The organism is Chitinophaga sp., assembly GCF_035761305.1.
Lineage (GTDB): Bacteria > Bacteroidota > Bacteroidia > Chitinophagales > Chitinophagaceae > Chitinophaga.
In genome coordinates this window covers 1-13,950 of record NZ_DASTRI010000245.1, presented here as the reverse complement: position 1 = coordinate 13,950, position 13,950 = coordinate 1, and the positions used below count along the sequence as shown (strand labels likewise).

The window sequence follows — 13,950 nt, the reverse complement described above, 5'->3', positions numbered from 1 at the left end:
GGTAACGCGGCCCAGCAGTAGGATGGAGCCCGATTGTGCGCCTGTTTTGGCAAATTCATTTTCTTCGGCCGTAATCTGTTGCTTGTGCCAGCTGATGTCTTCCCCGGGGCCTTTGTAAAAACCGTTCAGGGTCATAAAGTTAAATACGCTTAGCTTTCTCATGTTATTATGGTTTTATACTGGTATAACAAATGAGGAAAACGAAATAGGACAGCGGGAGGGAAAAATTGTATAAAATTCAGTGGATTTTTGTTTTTCACGCTATGCTTTTTGATTTCTACTTTGTGCTTTTTGATTTTTGATTTTTGATTTTTGCTTTATGCCTTCTGCTTTGTGCTTTGTGCTTTGTGCTTTCTCGCGCTTCCGGTTCCGAACTGGGCCTGGCTGATTAGAACAACTATTGAGCGTTGAATATACGGCAACTGCAGTAAGCTGCCTGGCTTCATCAGTTGTGGCGCCAGGCAAGGTTCTCCACCGGAACCCGCTGCGAAAGCGCGGAGATGACCACACTGCCAGCAGGCGTTTCTCCATAGCAGGTCCAAAACGGAGCACCTTGCCCGGCGCGATGACTTGATGAAGTATAATAGCAACTAACAGCCCGGGTGTTATAGCATGCTGCATAGTATTACCAACCAGCCGGGCGCAGTGCGTGTTTGGACCTACGGGAGAAACACACTTGCTGAATACATACTGTTTGCAACCCCGCAAGGTTCTCCACCGGAACCCGCTGCGGGAAAAACACAATCTCCTAGATACATACTGTCTGCAAACAGGCAAACTCCTCCACCGGAACCCGCTGCGAAAGCGCGGAGATGCCCACACTGCCCACAGGCGTTTCTCCATAGCAGGTCCAAAACGGAGCACCTTGCCCGGCGCGATGACTTGATGAAGTATAATAGCAACTGACAGCTGGGGTGATATAGCATGCCGCATAGTATTACCAACCAGCCGGGCGCAGTGCGTAGTTTGGACCTGCGGGAGAAACACATCTCCTAATGCATATTGTTTGCAAACCCACAAGGTTCTCCACCGGAACCTGCTGCTGGAGAAACACACTTATCTTAGATACATACTGTCTGCAAACAGGCAAAGTCCCCCACCGGAACCTGCTGCGAAAGCGCGGAGATACCCACACTGCCGGCAGGCGTTTCTCCATAGCAGGTCCAAAACGAAGAACCTTGCCCGGCGCGATGACTTGATGAAGTATAATAGCAACTAATAGCCGGGGTGATATAGCATGCTGCATAGTATTACCAACCAGCCGGGCGCAGTTCGTAGTTTGGACCTGCGGGAGAAACACATCTCCTGAATGCATATTGTTTGCAAACCCGCAAGGTTCTCCACCCCGACCAATCTTGAAAGCTTTTTGTTACCTGCTTTCTGCTCCCAAAAAACTGTCCACAAAATTCAACGCTCCGCTGTAGAGCAGGCAGAAGCGTAGCTGTCACCCTCTCTCCTGCGTCCCTGGCGGATTTATAACAGCGCCGGCCATTATCCCCTGGCATGATAATAGTCCTTCCTGTATATAGAAAAAATTTGTTCATCATAAAATTATTGTACTATGGCAACAAAAACCGCTGAAAAACCGGGGGTACAAAACCCTACAGAACAATATCCTAAATCCTTTCCTGCACAGGAGCAGGCCATGCCGGGCACAGAACAGGAAATGAACCCCAAACCTGACCACGGCGAAACTACCTATAAAGGCAGCGGCCGTTTGGAAGGACGTAAAGCTATTATTACCGGGGCCGACTCCGGTATTGGTAAAGCTGTAGCCATTGCTTTTGCCAGGGAAGGAGCAGATGTGCTGATCTCTTACCTGAAAGAAGATGAAGATGCACGGGAAACCGCCAAATACGTGGAAGATGTAGGCCGCAAGGCTGTGCTGGTGCCCGGCGATATTAGCGAAGAAGCGCACTGCAAAGAGCTGGTTGAAACAGCCGTGCGGGAGCTGGGCGGTTTAGACATACTGGTAAATAATGCCGCTTACCAGATGGAGTATAAATCCCTGCAGGAAATACCCACCGAAGAATGGGAATACACATTTAAAACAAACATACATGCTATGTTCTACCTGTGTAAGGCGGCAGAACCATACCTCAAGCCCGGCAGCGCCGTTATTAACACTACTTCCGTGAACGCCTATACGCCACGGCCTACATTAATACCTTACACTGCCACCAAAGCCGCCATACAAAACTTTACCGCTACCCTGGCGCAGCTGTGGGGTGAAAAAGGAATACGGGTGAACTGCGTAGCTCCCGGCCCCATCTGGACACCGCTGATACCAGGCAGCTTCCCGGCAGATCATGTAGAAAAATTTGGTAAAAACACACCGCTGGGACGTGCCGGTCAACCGGCAGAGGTGGCCCCGGCTTTTGTGCTGCTGGCCAGCCAGGAAGGCAGCTATATGTCCGGCGCCACCGTGCAGGTAACCGGTGGTATGCCTACTATTTAAACGGTACTGACAACTATATACGCAGCCTGCCGTTTGCAAAACAAGTGTTGCAAACGGCAGGCTTTACTTATTATTTGCATCAACCACACAAGCTGGTGAACATAAACGCCATCTGATAGTACCGGGCGGTAATCCCTGGCAGATACAGCTGGGCATCCGTTACGGTTTTCAGGTTAAGCTGCAAAGAGTGGAAAGAACGTAATGTAAATTTTAAATACTAAATGTAAAAGTAAAATGCCGCCGCTCATGGCATTTTACTTTTACATTTTACATTGATGATTTTACATTCATTCGGCCGCTTCCATTTTATTCCATGTTACAAAAACATACCGCCGGAAGCTTCTACCCGCTGCGCCGTTACCCAACGGGCATCATCGCTGCAAAGGAACGCTACCACGCTGCCTATATCCTCCGGCAGCCCTACCCTGCCTAATGCAGTCTGGGAAGCAATTTGAGCGTTCACCTGTGCATTATCCCGCACTGTGCCGCCGGCAAAATCCGTTTCAATTGCCCCCGGTGCAATAATATTAGCACGGATGCCCCTGGCGCCCAGCTCTTTGGCCATATAACGCGTAAGCACTTCTATAGCGCCTTTCATAGCAGCATAAGCCGAATAGCCGGGCGTGCTGAAACGGGCCAGTCCACTCGATACATTTACAATAGCGCCGCCATCGGCTATCACCGGCAATAATTTTTGCGTAAGAAAGAATACACCTTTGAGGTGAATGTTCACCAGCTCGTCGAACTGCGCCTCTGTAGTAGTGGCAAAAGACTGGTGAACGCCGGTGCCGGCATTGTTTACCAGGTAGTGGAGCTGCGTTGCATTAAAGGTGGTTTGCAGGGTGCTTTTCAGCGCTTCCACAAATTTGTCAAAACCCTCTACCGCCCCGGTGTTCAGCTGCAGTGCGGCTGCTTTAAGGCCCTGCTTCTCAATAGCGCTTACTACTTCCTGTGCAGCGCCCTGCTGGCTGTTATAGGTAATAATTACATGGTTGCCTTTCTTTGCCAGGTTCAGGGCCATATCCTTGCCCAGGCCGCGGCTACCGCCGGTTACCAGCGCGATCTTGTTTGTTGGTGTCATATAGAAAATGTTTTGTGTGAACTTTTAACGCAGCAAAAATACAAACCGCAACGGCCCGGCAATGGTGTTATCTTCAGTATTTATCCCACGCCCGTCCGGTTCAGCTCCGCCATCCTCCCACTGCCAACCGGTACCGTACCTTGAATTATGGCTGCTTATTTCCAATATCAAAATGCTAATTTTTTTAGTATTTTGACATATATTTACAGAGCTGTTCTTTTAACACAGCATACCATGAGCGAACGGATCAGTGAAAAGCTGGCTATTTTGTCAGATGCGGCTAAATATGATGTGAGCTGCGCCAGCAGCGGCAGCGATCGTAAAAACGAGAACAAGGGTTTGGGAAATGCATCCAGCGGCATCTGCCACGCCTATACGGAGGATGGGCGCTGTGTAAGCCTCCTGAAAATACTGCTTACCAATTTCTGTATTTATGACTGCGCCTACTGCATCAGCCGTAAAAGCAACGATATTCAACGGGTAGCCTTTACAGTACAGGAGGTGGTAGATCTTACCATCAACTTTTACCGCCGTAACTATATTGAGGGATTGTTTCTCAGCTCCGGCATTTTTAAGAACGCTGATTACACCATGGAGCGCCTGGTGCTGGCAGCTAAAAAGCTGCGCACCGAGCACCGGTTTAACGGCTACATACACCTGAAAACCATTCCCGGCGCCAGTGATGAGCTGATGCAGCAGGCCGCCCTGTATGCCGACCGCCTGAGCGTAAACGTGGAAATGCCCACAAAAGAAAGCCTGCAGCTGCTGGCGCCCGACAAAAAGCGCGACGACATGCTGAAGCCCATGCGGTACATAGATCAGGCCCTTATACAAAACGCGGAAGAGCAAAAGCAGCACAAAAAAGCGCCGGTGCTGGCGCCCGCCGGGCAAAGCACGCAAATGGTCATTGGCGCCACGCCGGAAACCGACTTCCAGATACTGTACATGGCGCACTTCTTTTACCGGAAAATGCATTTAAAGCGGGTGTACTACTCCGGCTATGTACCGGTGAGCAACGACAGCCGCCTGCCCGCCGTGGGCACGCCCGTGCCCTTTATACGGGAGAACCGGCTGTACCAGGCCGACTGGCTCATGCGGTTCTATCACTTCCAGGTAGATGAAATTGTATCGCCCCACGAGCCCCTGCTGGATGCACAAACAGATCCCAAGCTAAGCTGGGCCCTGCGCAACCTGCACCTGTTTCCTGTTGACATTAACACGGCCGATTACATGCTCATTATGCGCGTGCCGGGCATTGGCATCCAATCTGCCCAAAAAATATGCGAAGCCCGCAAATTCAGCCGCTTGGGCATGCACCACCTGCAAAAGATAGGCGTTTCCGTTAACCGCGCACGGTACTTTATCACCACCAGCGACCACCATTTACTAAAAGACTATCAGCCCATGCAGCTGCGGGAAATGATACTGCAGGAAAGCCGCAGCAAATACAGGCCGGATTTTTCACCACAGCTGAAATTGTTCTGAACCATGCAAACCGTTGTATATGACCGTAGCTTTGAAGGCTTTTTCACCGCGGTGTTTGAGATATATGAATACAAAATAAAAGATCCGGACATCCGGCCGGAAGGTGCGGCGCCGGTAAGCCTGTTTGCCAGGCCGCATACGGTACACACCAGCAGCGCCAAAGCAATGCGGGTCATTAACAAGCTGCAGGCGCAGCTGCCTGAAGACGGGTTGGCCAACATATGCCGTGTGCTGCTGTCGGGCCAGCCAGGAGCCGAAAACCGCCTGTTCCGCTATATACAGTATGCGCTGCAGGCCGGGAAAAACATGGCAACAGATTACAGCCATCCCGATGTGCTATGGCTACAGCAGCTGGTGCATAAGGTAGGCCGGGAAAAGCACCGTATGGAAGCCTTTATCCGCTTTCAAAAAACAAAAGACGGGCTGTTTTACGCTGTTGTGGAACCGGACTTTAACGTGCTGCCGCTGGTGAGCCGGCATTTTGAAGACCGCTACGCCGACCAGCACTGGCTGATTTATGATGCCCGCCGCAAATACGGCCTGTACTACAACCTGCAGTGCGTTAGCGAAGTAACTATTGATTTTGCCGCTGCTTTAAACGACAAGGCCTCCCTGCACACCTTGCACGATGAGCAGGAAGACCTTTATCAATCTTTATGGAAAACTTATTTCGGCAGCACCAACATAGCCGCGCGTAAGAATATGAAATTGCATGTACAGCACATGCCCCGCCGGTACTGGAAAAACCTGGTGGAAAAATTACCCGGCTAACCTACTCCTTCACATTCACAAAATAACGGCCTACAAAACGGTATTTCAGCTTTTTGCTTCTCACCGTGCCATCTTCCGCAACATCGGGAAAAGATAGGGTGCCGGTTTTATTATCATACTCAATCAGGTCAACCGGTTTACCGCGCTTTTTGGGTACTGTATTAATATCATAGGTGAATCCCAGCTCACTGCTGGTTTTCTTGTCGGTTTTAATAACCGATAAGGTATCGTTCAGCCCATTACGGTCCGTTGCAAATATGCGGATGCCCTGGTACGTGTCGTGTGCTGAATGGGTGGCGTTGCTGATGCTGATGTAGTAGTTTTTACCGCCGGCTTTTTTCGGGTATACGTCAGAGTACCAGTAACCGGGTGCAGCCGCATCGTCCTGCTTCAGCACTGCATTTACCTTGTTGCCGATTTTGTACTGGAACAGGTTGCCGAAACGGGCCGCGCCGCCGCCGGTAGGCCAGGAGTAAATGCGGAAGGTGTTATCTTCCGAACTGGCAATCTTTAACCCCTCTGCCTGCAACGCTTTAAATTCATAAGTTAAAGTAGCGGGGTTGTGGGAGGTGACGGCCAGCAGGCTTTCCCGGAAAAAACGGTTGGCTTCCTGCAGGGAATCTTTGTTACTGTTCTCTTTAAAGCTTACCCAATGGTTAAGCGATTTTAATGCAACTAACAGCTTTAACTCATCTTCGGCCGGTGTTTGGGAAAAAGCGGCATTGCAGTACAACAGCGCCGCAAAGGCAAGTAGTTTTTTCATAGGATGGATAGCGTTAAGTAAGTGTTATATAAAGATAAAAAAAATATTTCCATAAAACAGGAATGTTAAATACAACATTTACCCCACGCACCTGCGCGCCCAACCTTTTGTAAAAATGGATATTCCTTTGTTAATTAGTATCTTTCCTGTTATTATAAACGCATGCTTGTATGAAACCTCCGCAATAAAATTTTCATGGCGAATGAACATTTTATCGTGGTAAGTTTCACTGACCGGTAGAAAAATAAAAAATTAACAGATGAAACCTGTACAAAAATCAACCCCTTCTGCGATTGTTATTTTCGGCGGTACGGGCGACTTGTCCAAACGGAAGCTGATACCCGCCTTTTACAACCTTTTTATTGAAGGCTGGATGCCGGAAAGCTTTAACATCATAGGTTTGGGCCTGGAAGATTATAATGATGACGCCTATCACCAGCACCTGCTGAACGGGCTAACAGAGTTTTCGCGCAGCGGCGAGCCGGAACCAGCGGCATGGCATGCCTTTAAATCCAAAGTACATTACCTGAAATCAGATATTAATGATCCCGCGTTTTATTCAACGCTCGAAAAACAGCTGCATACGCTGGATGAAACCAGGGGCGCCCGGGCCGACCGGTTGTTTTACCTGTCTGTAGCCCCGCATTTCATCGGCCCTGTTACCTCTAACCTGGGACGCACCGGGCTGGCCAATAATCCGCAGGGCGACAGGATCATTATAGAAAAGCCGTTTGGCCATAATAAAGAAACCGCCACAGCCCTGAATGACCTGATCACCGGTATTTTTCCTGAAAACCAGATATACCGTATAGACCATTACCTGGGTAAGGAAACAGTACAGAACATACTGGCTTTCCGTTTTGCCAACGCCCTGTTTGAGCCATTGTGGAATCGCAGCTATATTGATTATGTGCAGATCACCGTGGCGGAGCAGGTGGGCGTGGAGCAGCGCGGCAGCTATTATGAAGGCGCAGGCGCCCTGCGCGATATGATACAGAACCACCTGCTGCAGATACTTTGTATGATAGCCATGGAGCCGCCGGTATCTTTTGAAGCAGAGGAAATACGCAACCGTAAGGTAGATGTGCTGCGCGCCATACGGCCCATTAAACATGAAGAAGTGTATAAGTACGCGGTACGCGGGCAATACGGGCCGGGCTGGCTGCAGGGCAAAAAAGTGCCGGGCTATCGCGAAGAGCCGGGCGTAAACCCCGACTCGCATACCGAAACCTACGCTGCCGTTAAATTTTACCTGGATAACTGGCGCTGGCAGGATGTGCCTTTTTACCTGCGCACCGGCAAGCGTATGCAGGAAAAAACATCTTCCATCACCATCCAGTTCCGGCCGGTGCCGCACTCCACCTTCCCGGATAAATATGCCGATAACCTTACGCCCAACCGGCTGGTGATAAACATACAGCCGCATATGGATATCCGTTTGCGCTTTACCGCCAAAAAGCAGGGGCTGGAAATGAGCCTGAACCCTGTTGAGATGGTGTTCCACTACACTAACACCACTACGAAAACACCCGAGGCGTATGAAACCCTGCTGCTGGATGCCCTGCGCGGCGATGCTACGCTGTTCATGCGCTCCGACCAGGTGCTCACCGCCTGGGATGTAATTACCCCCATACTGGAAAACTGGGAGGCGCATGAGTCACTCGACTTTCCCAACTACCAGGCCGGCACCTGGGGGCCGGAAAATGCAGAAGCGCTGATAGCCCGGCAAGGCCACACCTGGACCTCCCACACCATGGGCAAGGATGATGATTGTTAGCGGCTGCGCCTGTGCATAAAAATCCACGTTCGCGCAGCCGGTATTACAGTCACGGCATTCACCGGCCGTTGTAATAACCCGCTTTGCGCTGGTGCCGCAAGCCCTGCTGTTTGCCAAGGCCCTGTCCGGCAGCAACGGTATGATATTCGTAGTGTTCAGTTACATCCTTTACAAAACACAACACTATGGCTGAAACCATTTTAGCAAAAGGCACTACTGCACCGGATTTTGAGTTGTACTGCACGCCGGACCAGCGCCTGAAACTGCGCGACCTGAAAGGCAAACGGGTTATACTGGCTTTTTACCCGGCCGACTGGAGCCCGGTATGCAGCGATCAGATGGCATTGTATAACGAAGCCCGCAAACTTTTTCAGCAACATAACGCAGAAGTAATAGGCATTTCTGTAGACAGTAAATGGTGCCACCTGGCCTTTGAAAAGGACCGCCATTTACACTTTCCCCTGCTGGCGGATTTTGAGCCAAAAGGCGAAGTATCGCGCCTGTACGGCGCTTATGATGAGAAGGAAGGACAGAGCAAACGCGCGCTGTTTGTGATAGACGAGCAGGGCGTAATACAATGGAGCTACCTTTCACCCGACGGCATTAACCCCGGTGCAGACGGCATTTTGCAGGCACTGGAAACCATGGATAATAGTCAGCATTAAAACGCAGCTTATGTCAGCATTAAAAACTCCCGTATCTGGCAAAGACCAGCAAACCGGCCACCCTGGCGCACCTGTTACATTAGTGGAATACGGTGATTACCAGTGCCGGCACTGCGGCATTGCCTATCCGTTCATCAAAAGATTACTGGCAGAAAAAGAAAAGGACCTGCTGTTCGTATTCCGCAACTTTCCCCTGCAGGAAGCACACCCCGCCGCTTACATGGCGGCACTGGCCGCGGAAGCAGCAGGCAGGCAGGGTAAGTTCTGGCTGATGCACGATATGATATTTGAGCACCAGGACAACCTGCACGGCAACAGCTTTATTGACTTTGCGGCAGCGCTGGACCTGGATATGCAGCAGTTTGCGCAGGACTGGAGAAGCGAAGCCGTTAAACAAAAAGTGGAAGCTGATTTTGAAAGCGGCATCCGCAGCGGCGTAAATGGTACGCCTACTTTTTTCCTGAACGGGGAAAAAGTGTCGTATGATGAAACCTATGAATCGCTTTTACAGGCCGTGGAGGCCGTAATACCCCAGCAGCGTTAAAACCGCTCATCCGTTTTCCCGCAAATTTATGCTGGCAACTTATCGATTAGAAGGTTAATTTAGTGCATTAAATTTATTGAGATCATGCATAAGACACTAATTTTAGCAGCAGCTGCAGCGCTGCTGGGCACTTCCGCGTTCGCTCAGACCAAACCTGAAGAAACAGAGGTATGGTCACCGGTTCCAAAAGTAGTTACGCCCGGCAAAACCAATGCCGACGCGCCCTCTGACGCTATTAAACTTTTTGACGGCACCAACCTGAATGAGTGGGTGAGTGTAGACAAAGGAGAACCTGCCAAATGGAAAGTAGCCGACCACATTTTAACCGTTGACAAAACCCAGGGCAACATCCAAACCAAACGCACCTTTACCGATTACCAGCTGCATATCGAATACCGCATACCCTCCAACATCACCGGCTCCGGCCAGGCGCGCGGCAACAGCGGCATTTTCCTGGCCTCTATTGGCAACGGCGATGCCGGTTACGAGCTGCAGGTATTGGATAACTATAACAACGCCACCTACGTGAACGGGCAGGCCGGCAGCATGTACAAACAAACACCGCCGCTGGTAAACGCCTGTAAAAAACCCGGTGAGTGGCAGTCATATGATGTAATATGGACCGCTCCCCGCTTTAACGACGACGGCTCCCTGAAATCACCTGCCCGCGTAACCGTATTCCACAACGGTGTGCTGGTACAAAACAATACTGAATTAAAAGGCCCTACCCGCTATATAGGCAAGGCCACTTATGAAGGCGCCGCGCACGGCCCTGCTCCCATTAAGCTGCAGGCCCACGGTGATAAAAGTGAGCCCCTCAGCTACCGTAATATATGGGTAAGAGAGCTGTAGGAACACCGCCTCACCACTTTTACATTTTAGATGTAAGATTTGATATTTTACCTTCAAAAAGGTCCCGCGCTGCATGGCGCGGGACCTTTTTTTATCGGCACAAACCCTTCCTTTAACGGCAGATAACATTTTACCTCCCCGCTTCCCCCAATCTTTACATTATCAATACACCGCGATCAACGCAAATACAGGAACCTTTTAAAACTATTGTATGGAAAGAAAGCTCTTTTTAAAGAACAGCTTAGCCACTTTAGGCCTCGCCATTATTGCGCCGCTGGCCAAATCCTGCAGAAAGGATAACGACACCACAACTGCCGCCGCCACTACCGGCGAAGACACCGGCAGCAGCGGGTCCTGCTCAGTAACACCTACGGAAACCGCAGGTCCCTATCCTACCAAAAGCCCATCCTCTTATGTAAGAAGCAATATTGCAGACGGGCAGGCAGGCGTACCGCTTACGGTAAAGATCTATATCAGGAACACCAACAACAGCTGCAATGCGCTGTCCGGCGCATTGGTTGACATATGGCACTGTACCGCCCTGGGCTACTATTCTGAGTATACCACGGGCCAGGCCGGCTATTCCGGCGTTGACTACACCAATTCCCACTTTCTGCGCGGCAGGCAAACCACTGATACGGACGGACTTGTTACCTTTACCAGTATTTTCCCGGGCTGGTATTCCGGCAGGGCGCCGCATATACATGTGCATGTGTACAATGCCGGCGGCACCTCCCTGCTGGTAACGCAAATCGCCTTCCCTGCTGAAGTATGCGATACCGTATATACTACAGCAGATGATTATAAAGCACACGGCAGGCAAGATACGGCCAACACCGCCGACATGGTGTTCAGCGATTCTTTAAGCAACGAGCTGGCTACTGTTACCGGCAGCGTAGCGGAAGGGTACACGCTCACGCACACGGTTTATGTAAGCGCATGACCATAATAACGGCCCGATGGTAAAACAGCATATCCGTTTGCAGGCGCAATACCATCGGCAACCAGCTGCTGGTGGCGCTGAATGATACACCCTTCCTTAACTTCATGATATAAAGCCGCTTTCATAATATGCTACCGCAATCACAGGGAAAAATATTCCTGGCACACGAAAGAGGGCTGCAGGAACAGGCCGGGCACCGGCGCTATCTTACCTTTAATGCAGAAGGGTTTTATAATAAGCATAAAACACCTTTTGGCGCATTGTATGCCCTGCATGAAGATACCCTGGAAGGCGGCAAAAGCATTTCACTGAGCCTGCAGGCAGCTACCGACATTTTACTGGTGCCCACGGTAGGCGCCATTAGCTGGCAGGACCATACCGGCCAGTCAGGACTGGTAACAGCAGGGCAAAGCCTGTATTATGCCGGGCGTAAAGGCGCCGTGCTTACCATCACCAACCCGTATGATACCGCCCTGGTAAACTTTTTACAATGGTGGTTCAAATGCGGAACACGTACCGACATTACCGTGGCGCAGCTCACCAACTTTGACCTGCAGCAGCATAAAGACCAGCTGATTGCTATGGGATCGCAAACATATATTGGCATGTTCAATGGCCGCGCCACGGCAGTACATACCATTACCCGCCACGGCCACGGCTTATTTGTGTTTGTGCTGGAAGGCGCTTTTGAAGTGCAGCACCGGCTGCTGAATGCCGGGGATGGACTGGCATTATGGAATATACAGGAGGTGGAGCTGGAAGCCCTTTCCAACGACGCTATTGTGCTGCTGGCAGAAGTAGCTTTAATGGAAGAACAGCCGTAAACAGCTGCCTGCACGCCAGGCCACCGACGATAGCGGCTTGCAGGCCGGCTGCATAGGAATATACCCTTTCTCAAAAAAAAATTACTTCCTGCAAATCCTGCTGACATACTGTTGTCATACCCCCGTAGTTGCTTTGTATTACAAAACACAACCTACTATGACACAGATCCAAATGTTACAGAAAGAGCTTGAAAAGGAAGCGGTAACTACCCGCAAAATGCTGGAACGCGTACCGGAAGAAAAGTTTGACTGGAAACCCCATCCTAAAAGCGGTACCCTGAAATGGCTGGCAACACATGTGGCCGAGCTGCCAGGCTGGGTAGAAATGACGCTGCAAACCAGTGAGCTGGATTTTGCACAAAACCCTTACAAACCAGAAACCATTAATAGCAAAGATGAGCTGATGGCTTATTTTGACCGGTCGCTGGCAAAAGGCCGGGCTGCGCTTTCCCAGGCAACAGATGCGCAGCTGAACGATATGTGGACCCTGCGCAGCGGCGACCAGGTATACAGCACCGACTCAAAAGCAGATGTGCTGCGCATGGCTTACTGCCAAACCGTACACCACCGCGCGCAGCTGGGCGTGTACCTGCGCCTGCTGGAAGTGCCCATTCCCGGCAGCTACGGCCCCAGCGCAGATGAGATGAACTTCTGAAGAATGTAAAATTTTAAATGTAGAATGTAAAAGTAACAAGGCAGTGTATCATTGCTTACATAAATGCATTATTAACACAATGGAACATTGCCCATTCACTTTTACATTCTACATTTTACATTCATGATTTTACATTCTCTCCACTCTCACTTCCGCCTGCACCCCAGGTGCGGCGCCCAACTCGGCGCTTCTTTTGCCCGGCAGGGCGCCGCCTATCTGTAGCAGTATTTTACCGGCAGGCAATACGGCTGTTCCCTGTTCATCTATCAGCTGCATCATATCCGGCGTTATGGTAAAAGATACGTTTGTGCTGTTGCCAGGGGCCAGTGTAATACGCTTAAAACCTTTCAGCGCATACAATGGCGCATCTGCACCGGCATCAGGATGGGTAAGGTACAGCTGTACTACCTCATCGCCGACCATTTTACCGGTATTGGTAACAGTTACCGTAGCAGTAACCGGCTGACCTTTCTTAATAACGCTATTGCTTATACGCAAATTGCTGTAGGCAAAACGGGTATAGCTCAACCCGAAGCCAAAGGGATATAAAGGCCCGGCCTTCATGTAACGGTAGGTTCTGCCTTTCATGGAATAATCTTCATACGGCGGCAGCTGCTCCAGCGATTTGGGGAAAGTAACCGGCAGCCTCCCCGAAGGCGATACTTTACCGAATATTACATCTGCCACTGCATTGCCGCCTTCCTCACCCGGGTACCATACCAGCAGCACAGCATCTGCCAGCTCCTGCACCTGGGCCAGGTTCATAGGGCTGCCGCCAGTAATAACGGCAATTACAGGCTTGCTGTTATCCTTTTTCATCTTCCTTAAAAAATCCACCTGGTTCTGTGGAATGTTATAATCCAGCCGGTCGCCATATGAGGGCGATGCAATGGACTCTCCTTCCTCCCCTTCCAGCAGGCCGGTAATGCCCAGCACCACAATGGTAGCATCCACATTCTTTGCTTCGTCTGTAGTCCAGTCAATGGGATTTACATTCGGCCGGTCCAGCAGCGCGCCGGGACGGTACTGCAGCTGGCTGCCGGCAGGTATTTGCGCGGCTATGCCTTCAAGCAGGGTCACCAGGTTATTGTTAACCCCGTAGTAGTTACCCAGCAGGGCATCTACACTGGCG

General features: G+C 50.6%; 13 protein-coding genes. 10 read left to right on the top strand and 3 right to left on the bottom strand.

What is annotated here, in order from left to right:
* Positions 1 to 1,561 precede the first annotated feature (1,561 nt).
* Positions 1,562 to 2,458, top strand: a complete 897-nt coding sequence (locus tag VFS25_RS20920; RefSeq protein WP_326464128.1) for an SDR family oxidoreductase — start codon at positions 1,562 to 1,564, stop codon at positions 2,456 to 2,458.
* Between the two features lie 316 nt (positions 2,459 to 2,774).
* On the opposite strand, the gene VFS25_RS20915 is transcribed toward VFS25_RS20920, so the two are convergent.
* Positions 2,775 to 3,539, bottom strand: a complete 765-nt coding sequence (locus VFS25_RS20915; protein WP_326464127.1) for an SDR family NAD(P)-dependent oxidoreductase — start codon at positions 3,537 to 3,539, stop codon at positions 2,775 to 2,777.
* A gap of 234 nt (positions 3,540 to 3,773) precedes the next feature.
* Between VFS25_RS20915 and VFS25_RS20910 the strand changes: the two genes are divergently transcribed.
* Both VFS25_RS20910 and VFS25_RS20905 read left to right on the top strand, forming a co-directional pair.
* Positions 3,774 to 5,024: a putative DNA modification/repair radical SAM protein gene (locus tag VFS25_RS20910; RefSeq protein ID WP_326464126.1), complete on the top strand. Its 1,251-nt coding sequence runs from the start codon at positions 3,774 to 3,776 to the stop codon at positions 5,022 to 5,024.
* Positions 5,025 to 5,027: 3 nt separating this feature from the next.
* Positions 5,028 to 5,795 (top strand): TIGR03915 family putative DNA repair protein, encoded by a 768-nt coding sequence (locus VFS25_RS20905; RefSeq protein WP_326464125.1) that lies wholly within the window; start codon positions 5,028 to 5,030, stop codon positions 5,793 to 5,795.
* Between the two features lies 1 nt (position 5,796).
* Here VFS25_RS20905 and VFS25_RS20900 read toward each other — a convergent pair whose 3' ends face one another.
* The gene (locus VFS25_RS20900) at positions 5,797 to 6,558 is read right to left on the bottom strand and encodes a hypothetical protein (protein ID WP_326464124.1); all 762 of its coding nucleotides are present in this window, start codon (positions 6,556 to 6,558) and stop codon (positions 5,797 to 5,799) included.
* Between the two features lie 259 nt (positions 6,559 to 6,817).
* Between VFS25_RS20900 and zwf the strand changes: the two genes are divergently transcribed.
* The 7 genes from zwf (at position 6,818) to VFS25_RS20865 (ending at position 12,818) form a co-directional block, all read left to right on the top strand.
* Entirely contained in the window at positions 6,818 to 8,335 is a 1,518-nt protein-coding gene (zwf, locus tag VFS25_RS20895; RefSeq protein ID WP_326464123.1) for a glucose-6-phosphate dehydrogenase, read from the top strand.
* Positions 8,336 to 8,520: 185 nt separating this feature from the next.
* Complete coding sequence (locus tag VFS25_RS20890) at positions 8,521 to 9,000, top strand: redoxin domain-containing protein (protein ID WP_326464122.1); 480 nt, start codon at positions 8,521 to 8,523, stop codon at positions 8,998 to 9,000.
* A gap of 10 nt (positions 9,001 to 9,010) precedes the next feature.
* Positions 9,011 to 9,544 carry a DsbA family protein gene (locus VFS25_RS20885; RefSeq protein WP_326464121.1) on the top strand — a complete coding sequence of 178 codons (534 nt, stop codon included), beginning with the start codon at positions 9,011 to 9,013 and terminating at the stop codon, positions 9,542 to 9,544.
* A gap of 84 nt (positions 9,545 to 9,628) precedes the next feature.
* Positions 9,629 to 10,396, top strand: coding sequence for a DUF1080 domain-containing protein (locus VFS25_RS20880; RefSeq protein ID WP_326464120.1), 768 nt, complete (start codon positions 9,629 to 9,631; stop codon positions 10,394 to 10,396).
* A 211-nt stretch (positions 10,397 to 10,607) separates the two neighbouring features.
* Positions 10,608 to 11,339: an intradiol ring-cleavage dioxygenase gene (locus tag VFS25_RS20875; protein ID WP_326464119.1), complete on the top strand. Its 732-nt coding sequence runs from the start codon at positions 10,608 to 10,610 to the stop codon at positions 11,337 to 11,339.
* A gap of 128 nt (positions 11,340 to 11,467) precedes the next feature.
* Entirely contained in the window at positions 11,468 to 12,163 is a 696-nt protein-coding gene (locus VFS25_RS20870; protein WP_326464118.1) for a hypothetical protein, read from the top strand.
* A gap of 157 nt (positions 12,164 to 12,320) precedes the next feature.
* The gene (locus VFS25_RS20865; protein WP_326464117.1) at positions 12,321 to 12,818 is read left to right on the top strand and encodes a DinB family protein; all 498 of its coding nucleotides are present in this window, start codon (positions 12,321 to 12,323) and stop codon (positions 12,816 to 12,818) included.
* Between the two features lie 129 nt (positions 12,819 to 12,947).
* Here the strand turns inward: VFS25_RS20865 and VFS25_RS20860 are convergent.
* On the bottom strand, positions 12,948 to 13,950 hold a 1,003-nt coding region (locus VFS25_RS20860; protein WP_326464116.1), incomplete at its 5' end, for a glycoside hydrolase family 3 C-terminal domain-containing protein.

Coding starts and splice junctions, on each gene's coding strand:
- VFS25_RS20920 (WP_326464128.1), top strand. CDS start 1,562: ATGGCAACAAAAACCGCTGAAAAACCGGGGGTACAAAACCCTACAGAA.
- VFS25_RS20915 (WP_326464127.1), bottom strand. CDS start 3,539: ATGACACCAACAAACAAGATCGCGCTGGTAACCGGCGGTAGCCGCGGC.
- VFS25_RS20910 (WP_326464126.1), top strand. CDS start 3,774: ATGAGCGAACGGATCAGTGAAAAGCTGGCTATTTTGTCAGATGCGGCT.
- VFS25_RS20905 (WP_326464125.1), top strand. CDS start 5,028: ATGCAAACCGTTGTATATGACCGTAGCTTTGAAGGCTTTTTCACCGCG.
- VFS25_RS20900 (WP_326464124.1), bottom strand. CDS start 6,558: ATGAAAAAACTACTTGCCTTTGCGGCGCTGTTGTACTGCAATGCCGCT.
- zwf (WP_326464123.1), top strand. CDS start 6,818: ATGAAACCTGTACAAAAATCAACCCCTTCTGCGATTGTTATTTTCGGC.
- VFS25_RS20890 (WP_326464122.1), top strand. CDS start 8,521: ATGGCTGAAACCATTTTAGCAAAAGGCACTACTGCACCGGATTTTGAG.
- VFS25_RS20885 (WP_326464121.1), top strand. CDS start 9,011: ATGTCAGCATTAAAAACTCCCGTATCTGGCAAAGACCAGCAAACCGGC.
- VFS25_RS20880 (WP_326464120.1), top strand. CDS start 9,629: ATGCATAAGACACTAATTTTAGCAGCAGCTGCAGCGCTGCTGGGCACT.
- VFS25_RS20875 (WP_326464119.1), top strand. CDS start 10,608: ATGGAAAGAAAGCTCTTTTTAAAGAACAGCTTAGCCACTTTAGGCCTC.
- VFS25_RS20870 (WP_326464118.1), top strand. CDS start 11,468: ATGCTACCGCAATCACAGGGAAAAATATTCCTGGCACACGAAAGAGGG.
- VFS25_RS20865 (WP_326464117.1), top strand. CDS start 12,321: ATGACACAGATCCAAATGTTACAGAAAGAGCTTGAAAAGGAAGCGGTA.